This window comes from Micromonospora aurantiaca ATCC 27029, assembly GCF_000145235.1.
GTDB classification, from domain to species: domain Bacteria; phylum Actinomycetota; class Actinomycetes; order Mycobacteriales; family Micromonosporaceae; genus Micromonospora; species Micromonospora aurantiaca.
In genome coordinates this window covers 5,433,923-5,446,407 of the sequence record NC_014391.1, presented here as the reverse complement: position 1 = coordinate 5,446,407, position 12,485 = coordinate 5,433,923, and the positions used below count along the sequence as shown (strand labels likewise).

General features: G+C 72.3%; 15 protein-coding genes. 6 read left to right on the top strand and 9 right to left on the bottom strand.

Annotated features, from left to right (window positions below):
• The first annotated feature begins 54 nt into the window (after positions 1–54).
• Positions 55–555: a DUF6328 family protein gene (locus MICAU_RS24055; protein ID WP_013287951.1), complete on the top strand. Its 501-nt coding sequence runs from the start codon at positions 55–57 to the stop codon at positions 553–555.
• Between the two features lie 108 nt (positions 556–663).
• The gene (locus MICAU_RS24050; protein WP_013287950.1) at positions 664–2,637 is read left to right on the top strand and encodes an acyl-CoA dehydrogenase family protein; all 1,974 of its coding nucleotides are present in this window, start codon (positions 664–666) and stop codon (positions 2,635–2,637) included.
• 51 nt (positions 2,638–2,688) lie between these two features.
• Here MICAU_RS24050 and MICAU_RS32760 read toward each other — a convergent pair whose 3' ends face one another.
• The 7 genes from MICAU_RS32760 to MICAU_RS24020 form a co-directional block, all read right to left on the bottom strand.
• Positions 2,689–2,856: a hypothetical protein gene (locus MICAU_RS32760; RefSeq protein ID WP_013287949.1), complete on the bottom strand. Its 168-nt coding sequence runs from the start codon at positions 2,854–2,856 to the stop codon at positions 2,689–2,691.
• A 9-nt stretch (positions 2,857–2,865) separates the two neighbouring features.
• Positions 2,866–3,471, bottom strand: coding sequence for a hypothetical protein (locus MICAU_RS24045; protein WP_013287948.1), 606 nt, complete (start codon positions 3,469–3,471; stop codon positions 2,866–2,868).
• A 52-nt stretch (positions 3,472–3,523) separates the two neighbouring features.
• Positions 3,524–3,826 carry an ArsR/SmtB family transcription factor gene (locus tag MICAU_RS24040; RefSeq protein WP_013287947.1) on the bottom strand — a complete coding sequence of 101 codons (303 nt, stop codon included), beginning with the start codon at positions 3,824–3,826 and terminating at the stop codon, positions 3,524–3,526.
• Between the two features lie 43 nt (positions 3,827–3,869).
• On the bottom strand, positions 3,870–4,745 hold the full coding sequence (locus MICAU_RS24035) for a metal ABC transporter permease (RefSeq protein ID WP_013287946.1): 876 nt from the start codon (positions 4,743–4,745) through the stop codon (positions 3,870–3,872).
• A gap of 1 nt (position 4,746) precedes the next feature.
• Positions 4,747–5,511 (bottom strand): metal ABC transporter ATP-binding protein, encoded by a 765-nt coding sequence (locus tag MICAU_RS24030; RefSeq protein WP_013287945.1) that lies wholly within the window; start codon positions 5,509–5,511, stop codon positions 4,747–4,749.
• Positions 5,508–6,455, bottom strand: coding sequence for a metal ABC transporter substrate-binding protein (locus tag MICAU_RS24025; RefSeq protein ID WP_013287944.1), 948 nt, complete (start codon positions 6,453–6,455; stop codon positions 5,508–5,510). Before MICAU_RS24025 ends, MICAU_RS24030 begins: the two co-directional genes overlap by 4 nt.
• A gap of 88 nt (positions 6,456–6,543) precedes the next feature.
• Positions 6,544–6,807 (bottom strand): DUF6703 family protein, encoded by a 264-nt coding sequence (locus MICAU_RS24020; protein WP_013287943.1) that lies wholly within the window; start codon positions 6,805–6,807, stop codon positions 6,544–6,546.
• Between the two features lie 27 nt (positions 6,808–6,834).
• Between MICAU_RS24020 and MICAU_RS24015 the strand changes: the two genes are divergently transcribed.
• From MICAU_RS24015 to MICAU_RS24005, 3 genes are all read left to right on the top strand, one after another.
• Positions 6,835–7,176 carry an antibiotic biosynthesis monooxygenase family protein gene (locus MICAU_RS24015; RefSeq protein ID WP_013287942.1) on the top strand — a complete coding sequence of 114 codons (342 nt, stop codon included), beginning with the start codon at positions 6,835–6,837 and terminating at the stop codon, positions 7,174–7,176.
• Positions 7,177–7,270: 94 nt separating this feature from the next.
• Positions 7,271–7,744, top strand: coding sequence for a hypothetical protein (locus tag MICAU_RS24010; protein ID WP_013287941.1), 474 nt, complete (start codon positions 7,271–7,273; stop codon positions 7,742–7,744).
• Positions 7,745–7,857: 113 nt separating this feature from the next.
• Complete coding sequence (locus MICAU_RS24005; protein WP_013287940.1) at positions 7,858–9,237, top strand: glycine--tRNA ligase; 1,380 nt, start codon at positions 7,858–7,860, stop codon at positions 9,235–9,237.
• 65 nt (positions 9,238–9,302) lie between these two features.
• Here the strand turns inward: MICAU_RS24005 and MICAU_RS24000 are convergent, their stop codons facing one another.
• Entirely contained in the window at positions 9,303–10,265 is a 963-nt protein-coding gene (locus MICAU_RS24000; protein ID WP_013287939.1) for a type IV toxin-antitoxin system AbiEi family antitoxin domain-containing protein, read from the bottom strand.
• Between the two features lie 178 nt (positions 10,266–10,443).
• On the opposite strand from MICAU_RS24000, the gene dusB reads away from it, so the two are divergent.
• A complete protein-coding gene (dusB, locus tag MICAU_RS23995; protein WP_013287938.1) occupies positions 10,444–11,607 on the top strand; it encodes a tRNA dihydrouridine synthase DusB in 1,164 nt (387 codons plus the stop codon).
• Between the two features lie 71 nt (positions 11,608–11,678).
• Here the strand turns inward: dusB and MICAU_RS23990 are convergent, their stop codons facing one another.
• Entirely contained in the window at positions 11,679–12,326 is a 648-nt protein-coding gene (locus MICAU_RS23990; protein ID WP_013287937.1) for a C39 family peptidase, read from the bottom strand.
• Between the last annotated feature and the right edge of the window lie 159 nt (positions 12,327–12,485).

Sequence of the window (12,485 nt, the reverse complement as noted above, 5' to 3'; positions counted from 1 at the left end):
CCTGCCGGTGGGCGTTCACCCGCCGGCCGTGCCGTCTCCCGGGGAGGTCCGCGAGTGTCCAAGGAATCCGAGAAGCAGCGCTGGCAGCGCAACTTCGCCGATCTGTTGCAGGAGCTGCGGGTCGCGCAGACCGGCGTGCAGATCCTCTTCGCCTTCCTGCTGACGCTGCCGTTCAGCAACGGGTTCGGCCGGACCACGGAGTTCCAGCGCGACGTCTACATCGTGGCGCTGCTGACCGCCGCCGCGTCCGCCGCGATGATCATTTCTCCGGTCGCGTTCCACCGGGCGCTGTTCCGGCAGGGGCGTAAGCCGGAGCTGGTCCGGTTCGCCCACCGGATGGCCACCGGCGGCCTGTTCTTCATGCTGATCGCGATGGTCAGCTCGGTCCTGCTGGTCACCGACTTCGTGCTGGACCGGCCGATCGCGTTCCTGCTCAGCGCGCTCACCGGCCTCTGGTTCCTGATCTTCTGGGCCATCCTGCCGTTCAGCCGGCGCAACTGGGGTGAGGACGACATCGACGACGAGGACGACAACCCGCAGACGCTCACCGACTGACCGTCCGCCAAATCGGACGTGCACGCAGCGCTACCCCTGGGTAACACCCGGGGGTAGCGTCGTTTTCGTCGAACGCGTCGACGCAGCCGGACCGACGAGGAGGCAGCCGTGACCACGACACAGAACAGCCGGCCCGAGTCACCAGACGGCGCGGGGCCGCTGCCCGCCGAGGCGGGCCAGGTCTCCGAGAAGGAGGCCCGGCAGGTAGCCGAGGCGGCCCGCGAGTCGGCCTGGGACCGGCCCAGCTTCGGCAAGGAACTGTTCCTCGGCCGATTCCGGCTCGACCTGATCGACCCGTGGCCCCGCCCCGATCCGGCCGAGGTGGCCCGCGCCGACGAGTTCCTCGGCTCGCTGCGCGCGTACCTGACGTCCGAGGTGGACGGCGAGGCGATCGAGCGGGACGCGCGCATCCCCGACGAGGTGTTCCACGGCCTGGCCGGGCTCGGCACGTTCGGCATGAAGATCGACCGTAAGTACGGCGGGCTGGGGCTGAGTAACCTGCACTACTGCCGGGCGCTGATGCTCGTCGGCTCGGTGAACCCGGCGGTCAGCGCGCTGCTCTCCGCGCACCAGTCGATCGGCGTGCCGCAGCCGCTGAAGATGTTCGGCACGCCCGAGCAGAAGGAACGGTTCCTGCCCCGGCTCGCCGCCGGTGAGGTCTCCGCGTTCCTGCTCACCGAGCCGGACGTCGGCTCCGACCCGGCCCGGCTCGCCACCACCGCCGAGCCGACCGCCGACGGCACCGGCTACCGGCTCAACGGGGTGAAGCTCTGGGCCACGAACGGCACGCTCGCCACGCTGCTGGTGGTGATGGCCCGGGTGCCGGCCGGCGAGGGGCGGCGCGGCGGCATCACCGCGTTCGTGGTGGAGGGCGACAGCGACGGCATCACCGTGGAGCGGCGCAACTCCTTCGTCGGGTTGCGCGGCCTGGAGAACAGCCTCACCCGGTTCCACGACGTGTTCGTGCCGAAGGAGAACGTGATCGGCGGTGAGGGCAAGGGCCTCAAGATCGCGCTGACCACGTTGAACACCGGCCGGCTCTCGCTGCCTGCCATGTGCGTCGGCGCCGGGAAGTGGGCGCTCAACGTGGCCCGCGAGTGGGCGGCGGACCGGGTCCAGTGGGGCCGCCCGGTGGGCGAGCACGAGGCGGTGGCGAAGAAGCTGGCCTTCATCACCGCCACCACGTACGGCATGGAGTCCATGCTCGACCTGTCCTGCATGCTCGCCGACGACGACCGCAACGACATCCGGATCGAGGCGGCGCTGGTCAAGCTCTACGCCAGCGAGATGGCCTGGCGGATCGCCGACGAGCTGATCCAGATCCGCGGTGGGCGCGGCTACGAGACGGCCGACTCGCTCGCCGCCCGGGGGGAACGGCCGGCCGCTGTCGAGCAGCTCCTGCGCGACCTGCGGATCAACCGGATCTTCGAGGGCTCCACCGAGATCATGCACCTGCTGATCGCCCGCGAGGCGGTCGACGCGCACCTGTCCGTCGCGGGCGACATCATCGACCCCGACGCGGGGCTGGGCCGCAAGGCGAAGGCGGGTGCGCGGGCCGGCGCCTTCTACGCGAGGTGGCTGCCCACGCTCGCCGTCGGCAAGGGGCAGACGCCCGGGGCGTACCAGGAGTTCGGGCCGCTGGCCGGGCACCTGCGCCACGTCGAGCGGGCCTCCCGCAAGCTGGCCCGGTCGACGTTCTACGCGATGTCGCGGTGGCAGGGGAAGATGGAGCGCAAGCAGGCGTTCCTCGGCCGGGTGGTCGACATCGGCGCGGAGCTGTTCGCGATGAGCGCGGTCTGCGTCCGGGCCTACGCCGAGCGGGACGCGCACCCGGAGAACGTCGAGCTGGCCGACCTGTTCTGCCGGCAGGCGCGGCTGCGCGTCGACGAGCTGTTCACCGGCCTGTGGTCGAACACCGACTCGGTCGACGTGGCCGCCGCCAAGCGGATCGTCGCCGGCCGGTACGCCTCGGTGGAGGAGGGTGTCGTCACCCCGCCCGCCGACCTGCCCTGGGTGGCCCGCTGGGAGCCGGGGCCGTCCACCGAGCAGGACGTACGCCGTCGCATCCCGCCCGCCGGCTGACCCCGCTCCGCCCGCCCGGCGGTCGTCCCACCCGGACGGCCGCCTGGGCGGTCAGCGCGCGATCGCCCAGGCCAGGATGCCGGCCAGGATCAGGCCGTTGAGGCCGGCCAGCACCAGGTACGCCGACGGCGGGATCTTGCGGCCCTTGCGGACGAAACTCACCAGCACGCCTGCGTACCCCAGCAGCAGCACGGCGACGACGATCAGGAAGTACAGCACCGGCACACCTTACCGGCCGCCGCGCAGCCCCAGTTCGCGCAGCTCCAGCGCGGCGAGCGCGTCGACGGTCGCGTCGTCGCCGCGCCGCCACGCCTCGGCGACGTCGGGCGCGATCCGGGTCAGCTTCGACAGCGGCTGACCGGCCAGCGCGCGCAGCGCCAGCAGGTCCCGGCCGGCCGGGACGCCCGCCAGTGCCTTCGCCGCGCCGGCCCGGCGCATCCAGCGCAGGCGCAGCGGCAGCCAGCCGAACAGCACCAGGCCGAGCGGGAACACCAGCACCGCGACGGTCAGCCCGAGCGCGAGCTGCCCGACCAGCTCCTGCTGGTCGCGGCCCGCCTCGGCGACCGAGCGGGCGGCGTCGGCGGCCCGGGTGAACGGCGCGGTCAGCTCGTCGCCGACGATCGGCACCCGGCCGACCTTGCCGCCGGCGTCGGCCAGGTTGTCGGCGAGTCCGCCGCCGGCCCCCTCCAGCTTCTGCCCCGGTACGGCGAGCTTCTCGACCACGTCGTGCAGCCACAGCGCGAAGCGGATCGCCGCGTACACCCAGACGACCACGAGCAGGTCGGTGAGGAACTGGCGGACGGCGGTGGGAAAACGGTCGGCGTAGATCTTCACGCCGGATAGCGTCCCACGGCGCGGGCGCGTCGGCACGTGGCCGATTTCCCGCTCAGTGCGACCCTTCACCGGCGTGACTGACCGCGTCCGCCACGATGTGCGCGACGTGGTCGTCGACCAGCGCGTACGCGATCTCCCGGCCGCGCCGCGACCCGCGCACCACCCCGGCGCCCCGCAGCACCCGCAGGTGCTGGGAGACCAGCGGCTGCGGCGCGCCGAGCTTCTCGACCAGCTCGTGCACGCAGCGTTCGCCCTCGGCCAGCTCGCTGACGATCGCGAGCCGGATCGGGGCCGAGAGCGCGCGCAGCAGGTCACCCGCACCCTCGAAGGCGTCGTACCCGTTCGTGCCGGTCACCCTGTAACGGTAACCAATCCCAGCTGCGCCGGCGGGCAGGGCCTCACCGCAGCAGCACCTCGTGCTCGACCGGCTCGGGCGGCGGCGTGGCCCGGTCGGCCCGCACCCGCCGCCGCAGCGCCCGCACACCGGCCGCCGCCAGCGCGACCAGCAGGAACGAGCCGATCGCCACGAGCACCACCGACGCGCCGGGCGCGGTGTCGGCGGTGGCGGCCACCCAGACCCCGGTGCCGGCCGCGAACAGGCCCAGCGCCATGGCCGCCGTCATGGTCGAGCGGAAGCCCCGGGTCACCTGCTGCGCGGTCGCCACCGGCACCACCATCAGCGCGCTGATCAGCAGCACCCCGACCGCCCGCATGGCGATGGTCACCGTGACCGCGGTGCCGACCGCGATGAGCAGGTTCAGCGCCCGCACCGGCAGGCCGGACACCCGGGCGTACTCCTCGTCGTGGCAGACCGCGAACAGCGCCGGGCGCAGCACCAGCATGGTCACCAGCAGCACCACGCCGAGCACCCCGATGGTGATCAGGTCGGTGCGGGAGGTGGTGGTCAGCGACCCGAACAGGTACGCGTTGAGCGACCCGCTGCTGGCGTCGGACAGCCCGACCAGCATCACGCCACCGGCGATGCCGCCGTAGAACAGCAACGCCAGCGCCAGGTCGCCGGAGGTGCGCCCGTACGCGCGGACCAGCTCGATCACGACCGCGCCGAGCGTCGCGGCGATCACCGCCACCAGCACGGGGGAGCGGTTGAGCAGCAGTCCCGCGCCGACGCCGGTGAGCGCCACGTGCCCGAGCCCGTCACCGATCAACGCCAGCCGGCGCTGCACCAGGTAGATGCCGAGCGCCGGGGCGGCCAGCCCGATGATCAGCGCGCCGACCAGGGCGCGGAGCATGAAGTCGTACTGAAAGAGATCCATCTCAGATGCCTGTCCAGAGCCGGGCGGGCTCCTCGTCGCAGTGCGGGTGCACGTGCTCGTGGTCCGGGTCGGCGTGGTGGCCGGCCGGTTCGGGCACCGCGCCGTCGTGGGCGATCCCGCCCTGGTGCACCACCACGGCCCGGCTGATCAGCGGGCGCAGCGGGCCCAGCTCGTGCGCGACGAGCACGACCGTGCCGCCGCCGTCGCGGAACGCGCGCAGCGCCCCGGCGAACGCCTCCTGGCTGGCCGCGTCCACCCCGGCGGTCGGCTCGTCCAGCACCAGCAGCTCCGGCCCGCCGGCCAGCGCGCGGGCGATCAGGGTGCGCTGCTGCTGGCCGCCGGAGAGCGTGGACACCGGGTCACCGGCCCGGTCGCCGAGCCCGACCGCGTCCAGCGCCGCCGCCACCGCCTCCCGGTCCGCCCGCCCGGCCGGACGCAGCACGCCCCGGCGGGCCAGCCGCCCGGACGCCACCACCTCGCGCACGGTGGCTGGTACTCCGCTGCCCGCGCCGAGCCGCTGCGGCACGTACCCGATGCGGTGCCACTGCCGGAAGCGGCGCTGCGGCGTGCCGAACAGGGCGACCGACCCGGCGCCGACCGGCACCAGGCCGAGCGCGGCGCGCACGAGCGTCGACTTGCCGGAGCCGTTGGCGCCGAGCACGGCGACCACCTCGCCGGCGGTCACTGTCAACGAGACGTCCCGCAGCACCGGGCGGCCGTCGTAGCCGACTGTGGCGTGCGCGATCTCGATCACGGGTGAGGTCATGAACAGTCCAGAGCGGTTCGCAGGGTCTGCAGGTTGGTGCGCATCGCGGAGAGGTAGTCGCCGTCGGCGGGCGGGCCCTCCAGCGGGTCCAGGACGGCCGTCTTCGCCCCGACCTCACGCGCGATCGTCTCGGCGACCTTCGGGCTGACCAGGGTCTCGAAGAAGATCGTGCCGGCCTGGTGCTCCCGGGCCTCCTCGGCGACCTCGGCGAGGCGCTTCGGGGACGGCTCGGACTCCGGGGTGAGCCCGCTGATGCCGATCTGTTCCAGCTGGTAGCGCTCGGTCAGGTAGCCGAACGCGGTGTGGCTGGTGACGATCTCCCGGCGCTGGCAGGTGCGCAGGCCGTCGGCGTACTCGGTGTCCAGCTTCGTCAGCTCGGTGCGCAGCGCGCCGGCGCGGGCGGTGTAGTCGGCGGCGTGGTCCGGGTCGGCCTTGCCGAGGCGCTCGGCGAGCTTGTCGCCGATGGTGGCCAGCCGGGTCGGGTCGAGCCAGACGTGCGGGTCCTTGCCGCCGCCCTCCTCGGCGTGCCCGGCCTCGCCCTCGTGATCGTGGTCGTGGCCACCGGCGGCCGCGTCCCGCAGCGGCGTCACGCCCGCCACGTCGAACGCGCGGTCGCCGCCGTTCTGCTCCACCGCCTCGTCCACCGCCGGCTGGAAGCCGCTGAGGTAGACGACCACGTCGGCGTCGACGACCTGGCCGACCTGCCGCGGGTTGAGTTCCAGGTCGTGCGGCTCGGCGCCGGGCTTGGTCAGGTTGCTGACCGCGACCGTGTCGCCGCCGATCCGCTCGGCCAGGAACTGGAGCGGGTAGAACGCGGCCACCACGTCGACCCTGCCCGGCTCGCTCGCGCCGCCTGTGCCGTCCGCGCAGGCGGTCAGGCCGGCGGCGGCGAGCAGGGCGGCGGCTGCGGCGGTCAGGATACGGCGAGGTGCACGAACGGTCATGGGCTCAACTGTCCGCGACAACGAAAACTATTGTCAAAAACGCATGATTGCATGTCAGCGCAGGTCAGCTCGGTTCTGCTTTCCCGAGTCAGCCGACCATGAGCTTCGCCAGCGCCACCGCGATCAACAAGGTGAGCATCACCAGCCGGAGCATCCGGGTCGCCGGGGCCTGCACCGGCCAGGTGACCGACATCAGCCAGACCAGCACGCCGGCCAGCACGAGCAGCAGGACGCCGCCCGCCGGGCCGGGCGCGAAAAGGCCGACAAGCACCAGGGCCAGCGCGGCCAGGAACACCGCCGTCGGGTTGAGCCGTGCCAACCGGGACAGCACAGGACTCTGCGTACGCTGCATGCCACAAACTCTACGAGGAGGAACCCCGTGCTGGTCACCAACCGCTTCGTGGTGGAAGCCGAAACGGTGGATGAGTTCACCCGTGCGGCGCACGCCGCGCTGGCCGCGCTCGCCGCCCGCCCCGGCTACCTGCGCGGTGAACTGCTGCGGGCGCTCGACGACCCGGACCACTGGGTCCTGATCACCGAGTGGGAGTCGGTCGGTGCGTACCGGCGGGCGCTCGGCGGATTCGACGTCAAGGTCACCGCCGTGCCGCTGCTCGCCCGATCGGTGGACGAGCCGTCGGCGTACGAGACGCTCGCCAGCGCCGCCCCCGAGGGTGAGATCGTCGTCGTCGCCAGCGATCGCGCCGCAGGTCCGTATCGCTGAGTGCCGGGGCACTACCCTGGCGCGTATGACCGCTCCCGGACCGGCCGCGCCACCCCCGTCATCCGTTCCGCCCGCGCTGCCGGCGGAACACGGGGTGCCCGCGCCGCCGCAGGGGCCCGGCGCCGCGCCGCCGTTCGCCGCCCCGCCCACCGAGGGCGGGCGGACCCGGCTCTGGCTCGGCCTCGGCGCGGGCGCGCTCGCAGTGCTGATCTGCTGCGGTGGGGGCGGGGCGGCAGTGGTCGGCCTGGCGGTGAGCAACGCCCAGGCGATCGGTGAGCAGGGCCGGGCGGTCACGAACGACTACTACCAGGCGCTCGTGGCCCGGGAGTGGTCCAAGGCGTACGACACGCTCTGCGACGACATCCGGCGACGCGAGCCCCGGCGCGAGTTCGAGCGCCGGGTGGCGACCGAGCCGCAGATCTCCGGCTACCGGGTGGGCGAGGTCGACCTCACCACGCTCACCGTGCCGGTGGACGTCACGCTCGCCGGCGGCCGGCGGGAGGCGCAGACCGTGACGCTCGCGCCGGACCAGCAGACGGGCGGCGTGGAGGTCTGCGGGGTGAGCTGACCGGCCCCCGGTATTCTGCTGGGCTCGGGACGGACACGGTCGTACCGTTGTCCCGAACAGCCCGGTTCCATCCATCTCAACCGCGCCGACCGCCAGCCGGCGTAGGAGGAAACATGCCAGCCGACCGTATCGACGCCGTCACCAGCCTCGCCAAGCGCCGGGGCTTCGTCTTTCCCTCCAGCGAGATCTACGGGGGCACCCGGTCGGCGTGGGACTATGGTCCGCTCGGCGTCGAGCTGAAGGAGAACGTCCGCCGGCAGTGGTGGCGGACCATGGTGCAGCAGCGCGACGACGTCGTCGGCCTCGACTCGGCGGTCATCCTGGCCCGCAAGGTCTGGGAGGCCAGCGGCCACATCGCCGAGTTCGTCGACCCGCTGACCGAGTGTCAGTCCTGCCACAAGCGGTTCCGGGCCGACCACCTGGAAGAGGCGTACGAGGCCAAGCACGGCAAGCCGCTGACCTCGCTGACGGAGCTGAACTGCCCCAACTGCGGCAACAAGGGCACCTTCACCGAGCCGAAGATGTTCAACGGCCTGATGAAGACCTACCTGGGCCCGGTGGAGAGCGACGAGGGCATGCACTACCTGCGCCCGGAGACCGCCCAGGGCATCTTCGTCAACTACAAGAACGTGGAGACGGTCGCCCGCAAGAAGCCGCCGTTCGGCATCGCGCAGACCGGCAAGTCGTTCCGCAACGAGATCACCCCGGGCAACTTCATCTTCCGGACCCGTGAGTTCGAGCAGATGGAGATGGAGTTCTTCGTCGAGCCGGGCACCGACGAGCAGTGGCACGAGTACTGGCTCTCCGAGCGCTGGAACTGGTACCTCGACCTGGGCCTGTCCGAGGAGAACCTGCGCTTCTACGAGCACCCCAAGGAGAAGCTCTCCCACTACTCGAAGCGCACCGTCGACATCGAGTACCGGTTCCGGTTCGGCGGCAGCGAGTTCGCCGAGCTGGAGGGCATCGCCAACCGCACCGACTTCGACCTTGCCACGCACAGCAAGCACTCCGGCGTCGACCTGTCGTACTTCGACCAGGGCAAGGGCGAGCGCTGGATGCCGTACGTGATCGAGCCGGCCGCCGGCCTCACCCGCGCGGTGCTGGCGTTCCTGCTCGAGGCGTACGACGAGGACGAGGCGCCGAACACCAAGGGCGGCGTGGACAAGCGCACCGTCATGCGGTTCGACCCGCGCCTGGCCCCGGTCAAGGTCGCCGTGCTGCCGCTGTCGCGCAACGAGGCGCTGTCGCCGAAGGCCAAGCAGCTCGCCACCGACCTGCGCAAGCGCTGGGTGGTCGAGTTCGACGACTCGCAGGCGATCGGCCGCCGCTACCGCCGGCAGGACGAGATCGGCACGCCGTTCTGCGTCACAGTCGACTTCGACACGCTCGACGACAACGCGGTCACGGTCCGGAACCGGGACACGATGACCCAGGAGCGCGTCTCCCTGGACCAGGTCGAGCGCTACCTGATCGAGCGCCTGCCCGGCTGCTGAGCTGATGTAAGGAAGGGCCCCTTCTTAACGCCTCGCGTAGAGAAGGGGCCCCTTCTTAACACCCCTCATCCGGGGGAGATCGGCTCCGCCCGTACGCCGGTCCCGGCGCCCAGCCCGCGCCGGGCCGCGTACGCGTCCTCCACCATCCGCCGCACACGGCCCGGCTCCCGGCGGATCTGCGCCGGCGTGAAGTGCAGGATGAGCACCCCGTACCGGCTCAGCTCGTTGTGCCGGTCCAGCGTCCGCGCCCAGTCGTTCGGGCTGAGGTGGTACTCCCGCGAGTCGACCTCCAGCGCCACCGCGCAGTCGGCGAGGTAGCCGTCCGGCGTCGGCAGGCGGGTGCCGTCGGCCGCCGACAGCCGCGGGTTCCACAGGATCCCGCCGAGCACGCCGCTGCCGCCCAGGCACTCCCGCAGTTCCGTTTCCGGCGCCGAGCGGACCCCGTCGGTGATCTCCGCGAACGCCTTCCGGATCAGGGCGGTGCGGCTGCGCCGGGCCCGGCGGATCTCCGCGTCCAGGCTGTCCAGGTCGGTGAAACCGCGCTGCACGGCCTCGGCCACCGTCGCCCGTACCGGCCGCAGCCGGCGCAGGTCGCGGGCCGCGTCCACGACCGCCCTGGCCGGCGAGCACACCGGGTACAGCGCGGTCCGCCGGGCCCGCGGATCAAGCTCCAGGGCCCGCGCGATCACCGCGTGACCGGCCGAGCGGCGCCGCACGTGGTGCGGCAGGATCAGGTGTACGTCAGCGGTGCGCGGACTGTGCCGGAAGCCGTACCAGATCAGGGCGGCCAGGCCGGTGAGCTGGGCGTCGGCGCCCGCGTAGAGCGCCGCCGAGATTCGTCGTTGCTCGTCGGTGAGGGTGCCGGTGACGAGCGCGTACGTGGCCGGCAGCACGCGCTGCCACAGGCCGCGCCGGGTCTGCCGGTACAGGTACATGTCGTCGTATCCGACGCCGAGCAGCTGCGTCCGGGTGACGATCTGCTGCTGGCGCTCGGCCAGGTCGCTGAGTTCGGGTGGCTGTTCGCGCATGCCCGGCAGCGTGCGGGCTCGACCGCTGCTCCTCCTGCCCGTTCGCCCGGCCTGTGGACAGCCTCCCCGGTTGTGGAGAATGCCCGCCGGGCGGGCGGGCTGTGATATGTGCCCTGTTAACAAGGGGCCCCTGCTCTACCGGAGACGTTAAGAGGGGGCCCTTCCTTACACTTGTGCGGTGACTGCCCCGACCCTGCCCGCGTTGACCATCGGCCCGCACCGGGTGTGGCCGCCGGTGGTGCTCGCGCCGATGGCCGGGATCACCAACGTCGGCTTCCGCCGGCTCTGCCGTGAGCAGGGCGGCGGCATCTACGTCTGCGAGATGATCACCACCCGCGCGCTCGTCGAGCGGAACCCGAAGACGCTGCGCATGATCGCCTTCGGCGCCGAGGAGAAGCCCCGCAGCCTCCAGCTCTACGGCACCGACCCGGAGATCACCGCCGCCGCCGTGCGGATCGTGGTCGAGCGCGACCTGGCCGACCACATCGACCTGAACTTCGGCTGCCCGGTGCCCAAGGTGACCCGCCGGGGCGGCGGCTCGGCCCTGCCGTGGCGCCGCCGGCTGTTCGCCCGGCTGGTCAGGGCCGCGGTGGACGCCGCGTCACCCGCCGGGGTGCCGGTCACCGTCAAGATGCGCAAGGGCATCGACGACGACCACCTGACGTACGTCGAGGCGGGGCTGGCGGCCCAGGACGCGGGCGTCGCGGCGGTCGCCCTGCACGGGCGTACGGCCGCGCAGCGCTACTCCGGCACCGCCGACTGGGATGCGATCGCCACGCTCAAGTCGGCGCTCGACGTGCCGGTGCTCGGCAACGGCGACATCTGGGAGGCCGACGACGCGCTGCGGATGGTCGCGCACACCGGCGTCGACGGCGTGGTGATCGGGCGCGGCTGCCTGGGCCGGCCGTGGCTGTTCGCCGACCTGGAGGCCGCGTTCAACGGGAGCGCCGAGCGGCGGCTACCGAGCCTCGGCGAGGTGGCGGTGACCATGCGGCGGCACGCCGAGCTGCTGGTGGAGCAGTTCGTGGCGGGCGCGCGCAACCCGGCCCGTGGCGAGCGGGACGGCTGCACCGACTTCCGCAAGCACGTCGCCTGGTACCTGAAGGGCTTCCCGATCGGCAGCGAACTGCGCCGCTCGCTCGCCATGATCGAGAGCCTGGCGCAGCTCGACGACCTGCTCGGCAAGCTCGACCCGGCCGTACCGTTCCCGGTGGAGAACCTCGGCCAGCCGCGCGGCCGCACCAACTCCCCGGGCAAGGTCTTCCTGCCCGACGGCTGGCTGGCCAGCCGCGACGACGACACCCCGCCCGACGGCGCGGAGCTGGACGACTCCGGCGGCTGACCGCTGACCCCGGACACGCCGAAGGGCCCGACCCCCGTTCCGGGGTCGGGCCCTTCGCCATGGTCACTCGGTCAGGAGCTGTAGCCGCGGCTGGCGATCCAGCGGGCGAGCTCGTCCACGTCGATCCGGTAGGAGGCCTGGTCCGGGTTCGCCGAGTCGGCGATCGTCACGACCTTGCCGCCGTCGCGGTAGCCGACCACGCTGATGTAGTGGCCACCCTCGAACGAGTGGGTGGTGCCGTCGGTGTCGGTCGCGGTGCCGGCGATGTTCGCCACCACGGCCCGGCCGTCGTCCACAGTGCGCACCACGTCGGCACGAAGCTTCTCCACCTTGTCACCGACCTTGTCCACCGGGATCTCGGTCGACTTGTAGACGTCCTTACCGGTCTCCTTGTTGAGCACCGGCGTGATGTCGTTGATGGAGTTGGTGCCGGCCTCGGTGGTGCCCATCTCCTTGGCCATGGCGTCCACGTCGATGTTCTTGCCCTGCACGCTCAGCGCGTTACGGGCCGCGGCCGGGCCACAGAAGTAGAAGTTGGGCTGCGCCTCGTAGCGCACGTCCAGCTCACGCTCGCCGTGCTTGCGGTCGGTGGTGACGACCTGGGCGGCGCGCTCGGCCGGGGTGGCCTGGGCGGCGATGGCGGGGCCGGCGATGCCACCGGCGGTGGCGGCGATACCGGCGACGGTCAGAGCGGTCTTGCGCAGCAGAGTGGTAGCCATGATCAGTTGCCTCTCTGTCGGGGGTACGCGGCGATGGGGGATGCCGCGAATAAAGATCAGGTGGCCCGGTATGTGCGTCGGGCCGGTGGCCTGCACGGGCGGCCAGGGGGTCGGCCTGCTCCGGCGGCTCGGGGATGTAACGACCGGGGTCCGGGGTCA

Bases quoted from the DNA above. Each gene is read 5' to 3' on its own strand.
- MICAU_RS24035 (WP_013287946.1), bottom strand. From the start codon at position 4,745: ATGGATCTCTTTCAGTACGACTTCATGCTCCGCGCCCTGGTCGGCGCG.
- MICAU_RS24030 (WP_013287945.1), bottom strand. From the start codon at position 5,511: ATGACCTCACCCGTGATCGAGATCGCGCACGCCACAGTCGGCTACGAC.
- MICAU_RS24025 (WP_013287944.1), bottom strand. From the start codon at position 6,455: ATGACCGTTCGTGCACCTCGCCGTATCCTGACCGCCGCAGCCGCCGCC.
- MICAU_RS24020 (WP_013287943.1), bottom strand. From the start codon at position 6,807: ATGCAGCGTACGCAGAGTCCTGTGCTGTCCCGGTTGGCACGGCTCAAC.
- MICAU_RS24005 (WP_013287940.1), top strand. From the start codon at position 7,858: ATGCCAGCCGACCGTATCGACGCCGTCACCAGCCTCGCCAAGCGCCGG.
- MICAU_RS24000 (WP_013287939.1), bottom strand. From the start codon at position 10,265: ATGCGCGAACAGCCACCCGAACTCAGCGACCTGGCCGAGCGCCAGCAG.
- MICAU_RS23990 (WP_013287937.1), bottom strand. From the start codon at position 12,326: ATGGCTACCACTCTGCTGCGCAAGACCGCTCTGACCGTCGCCGGTATC.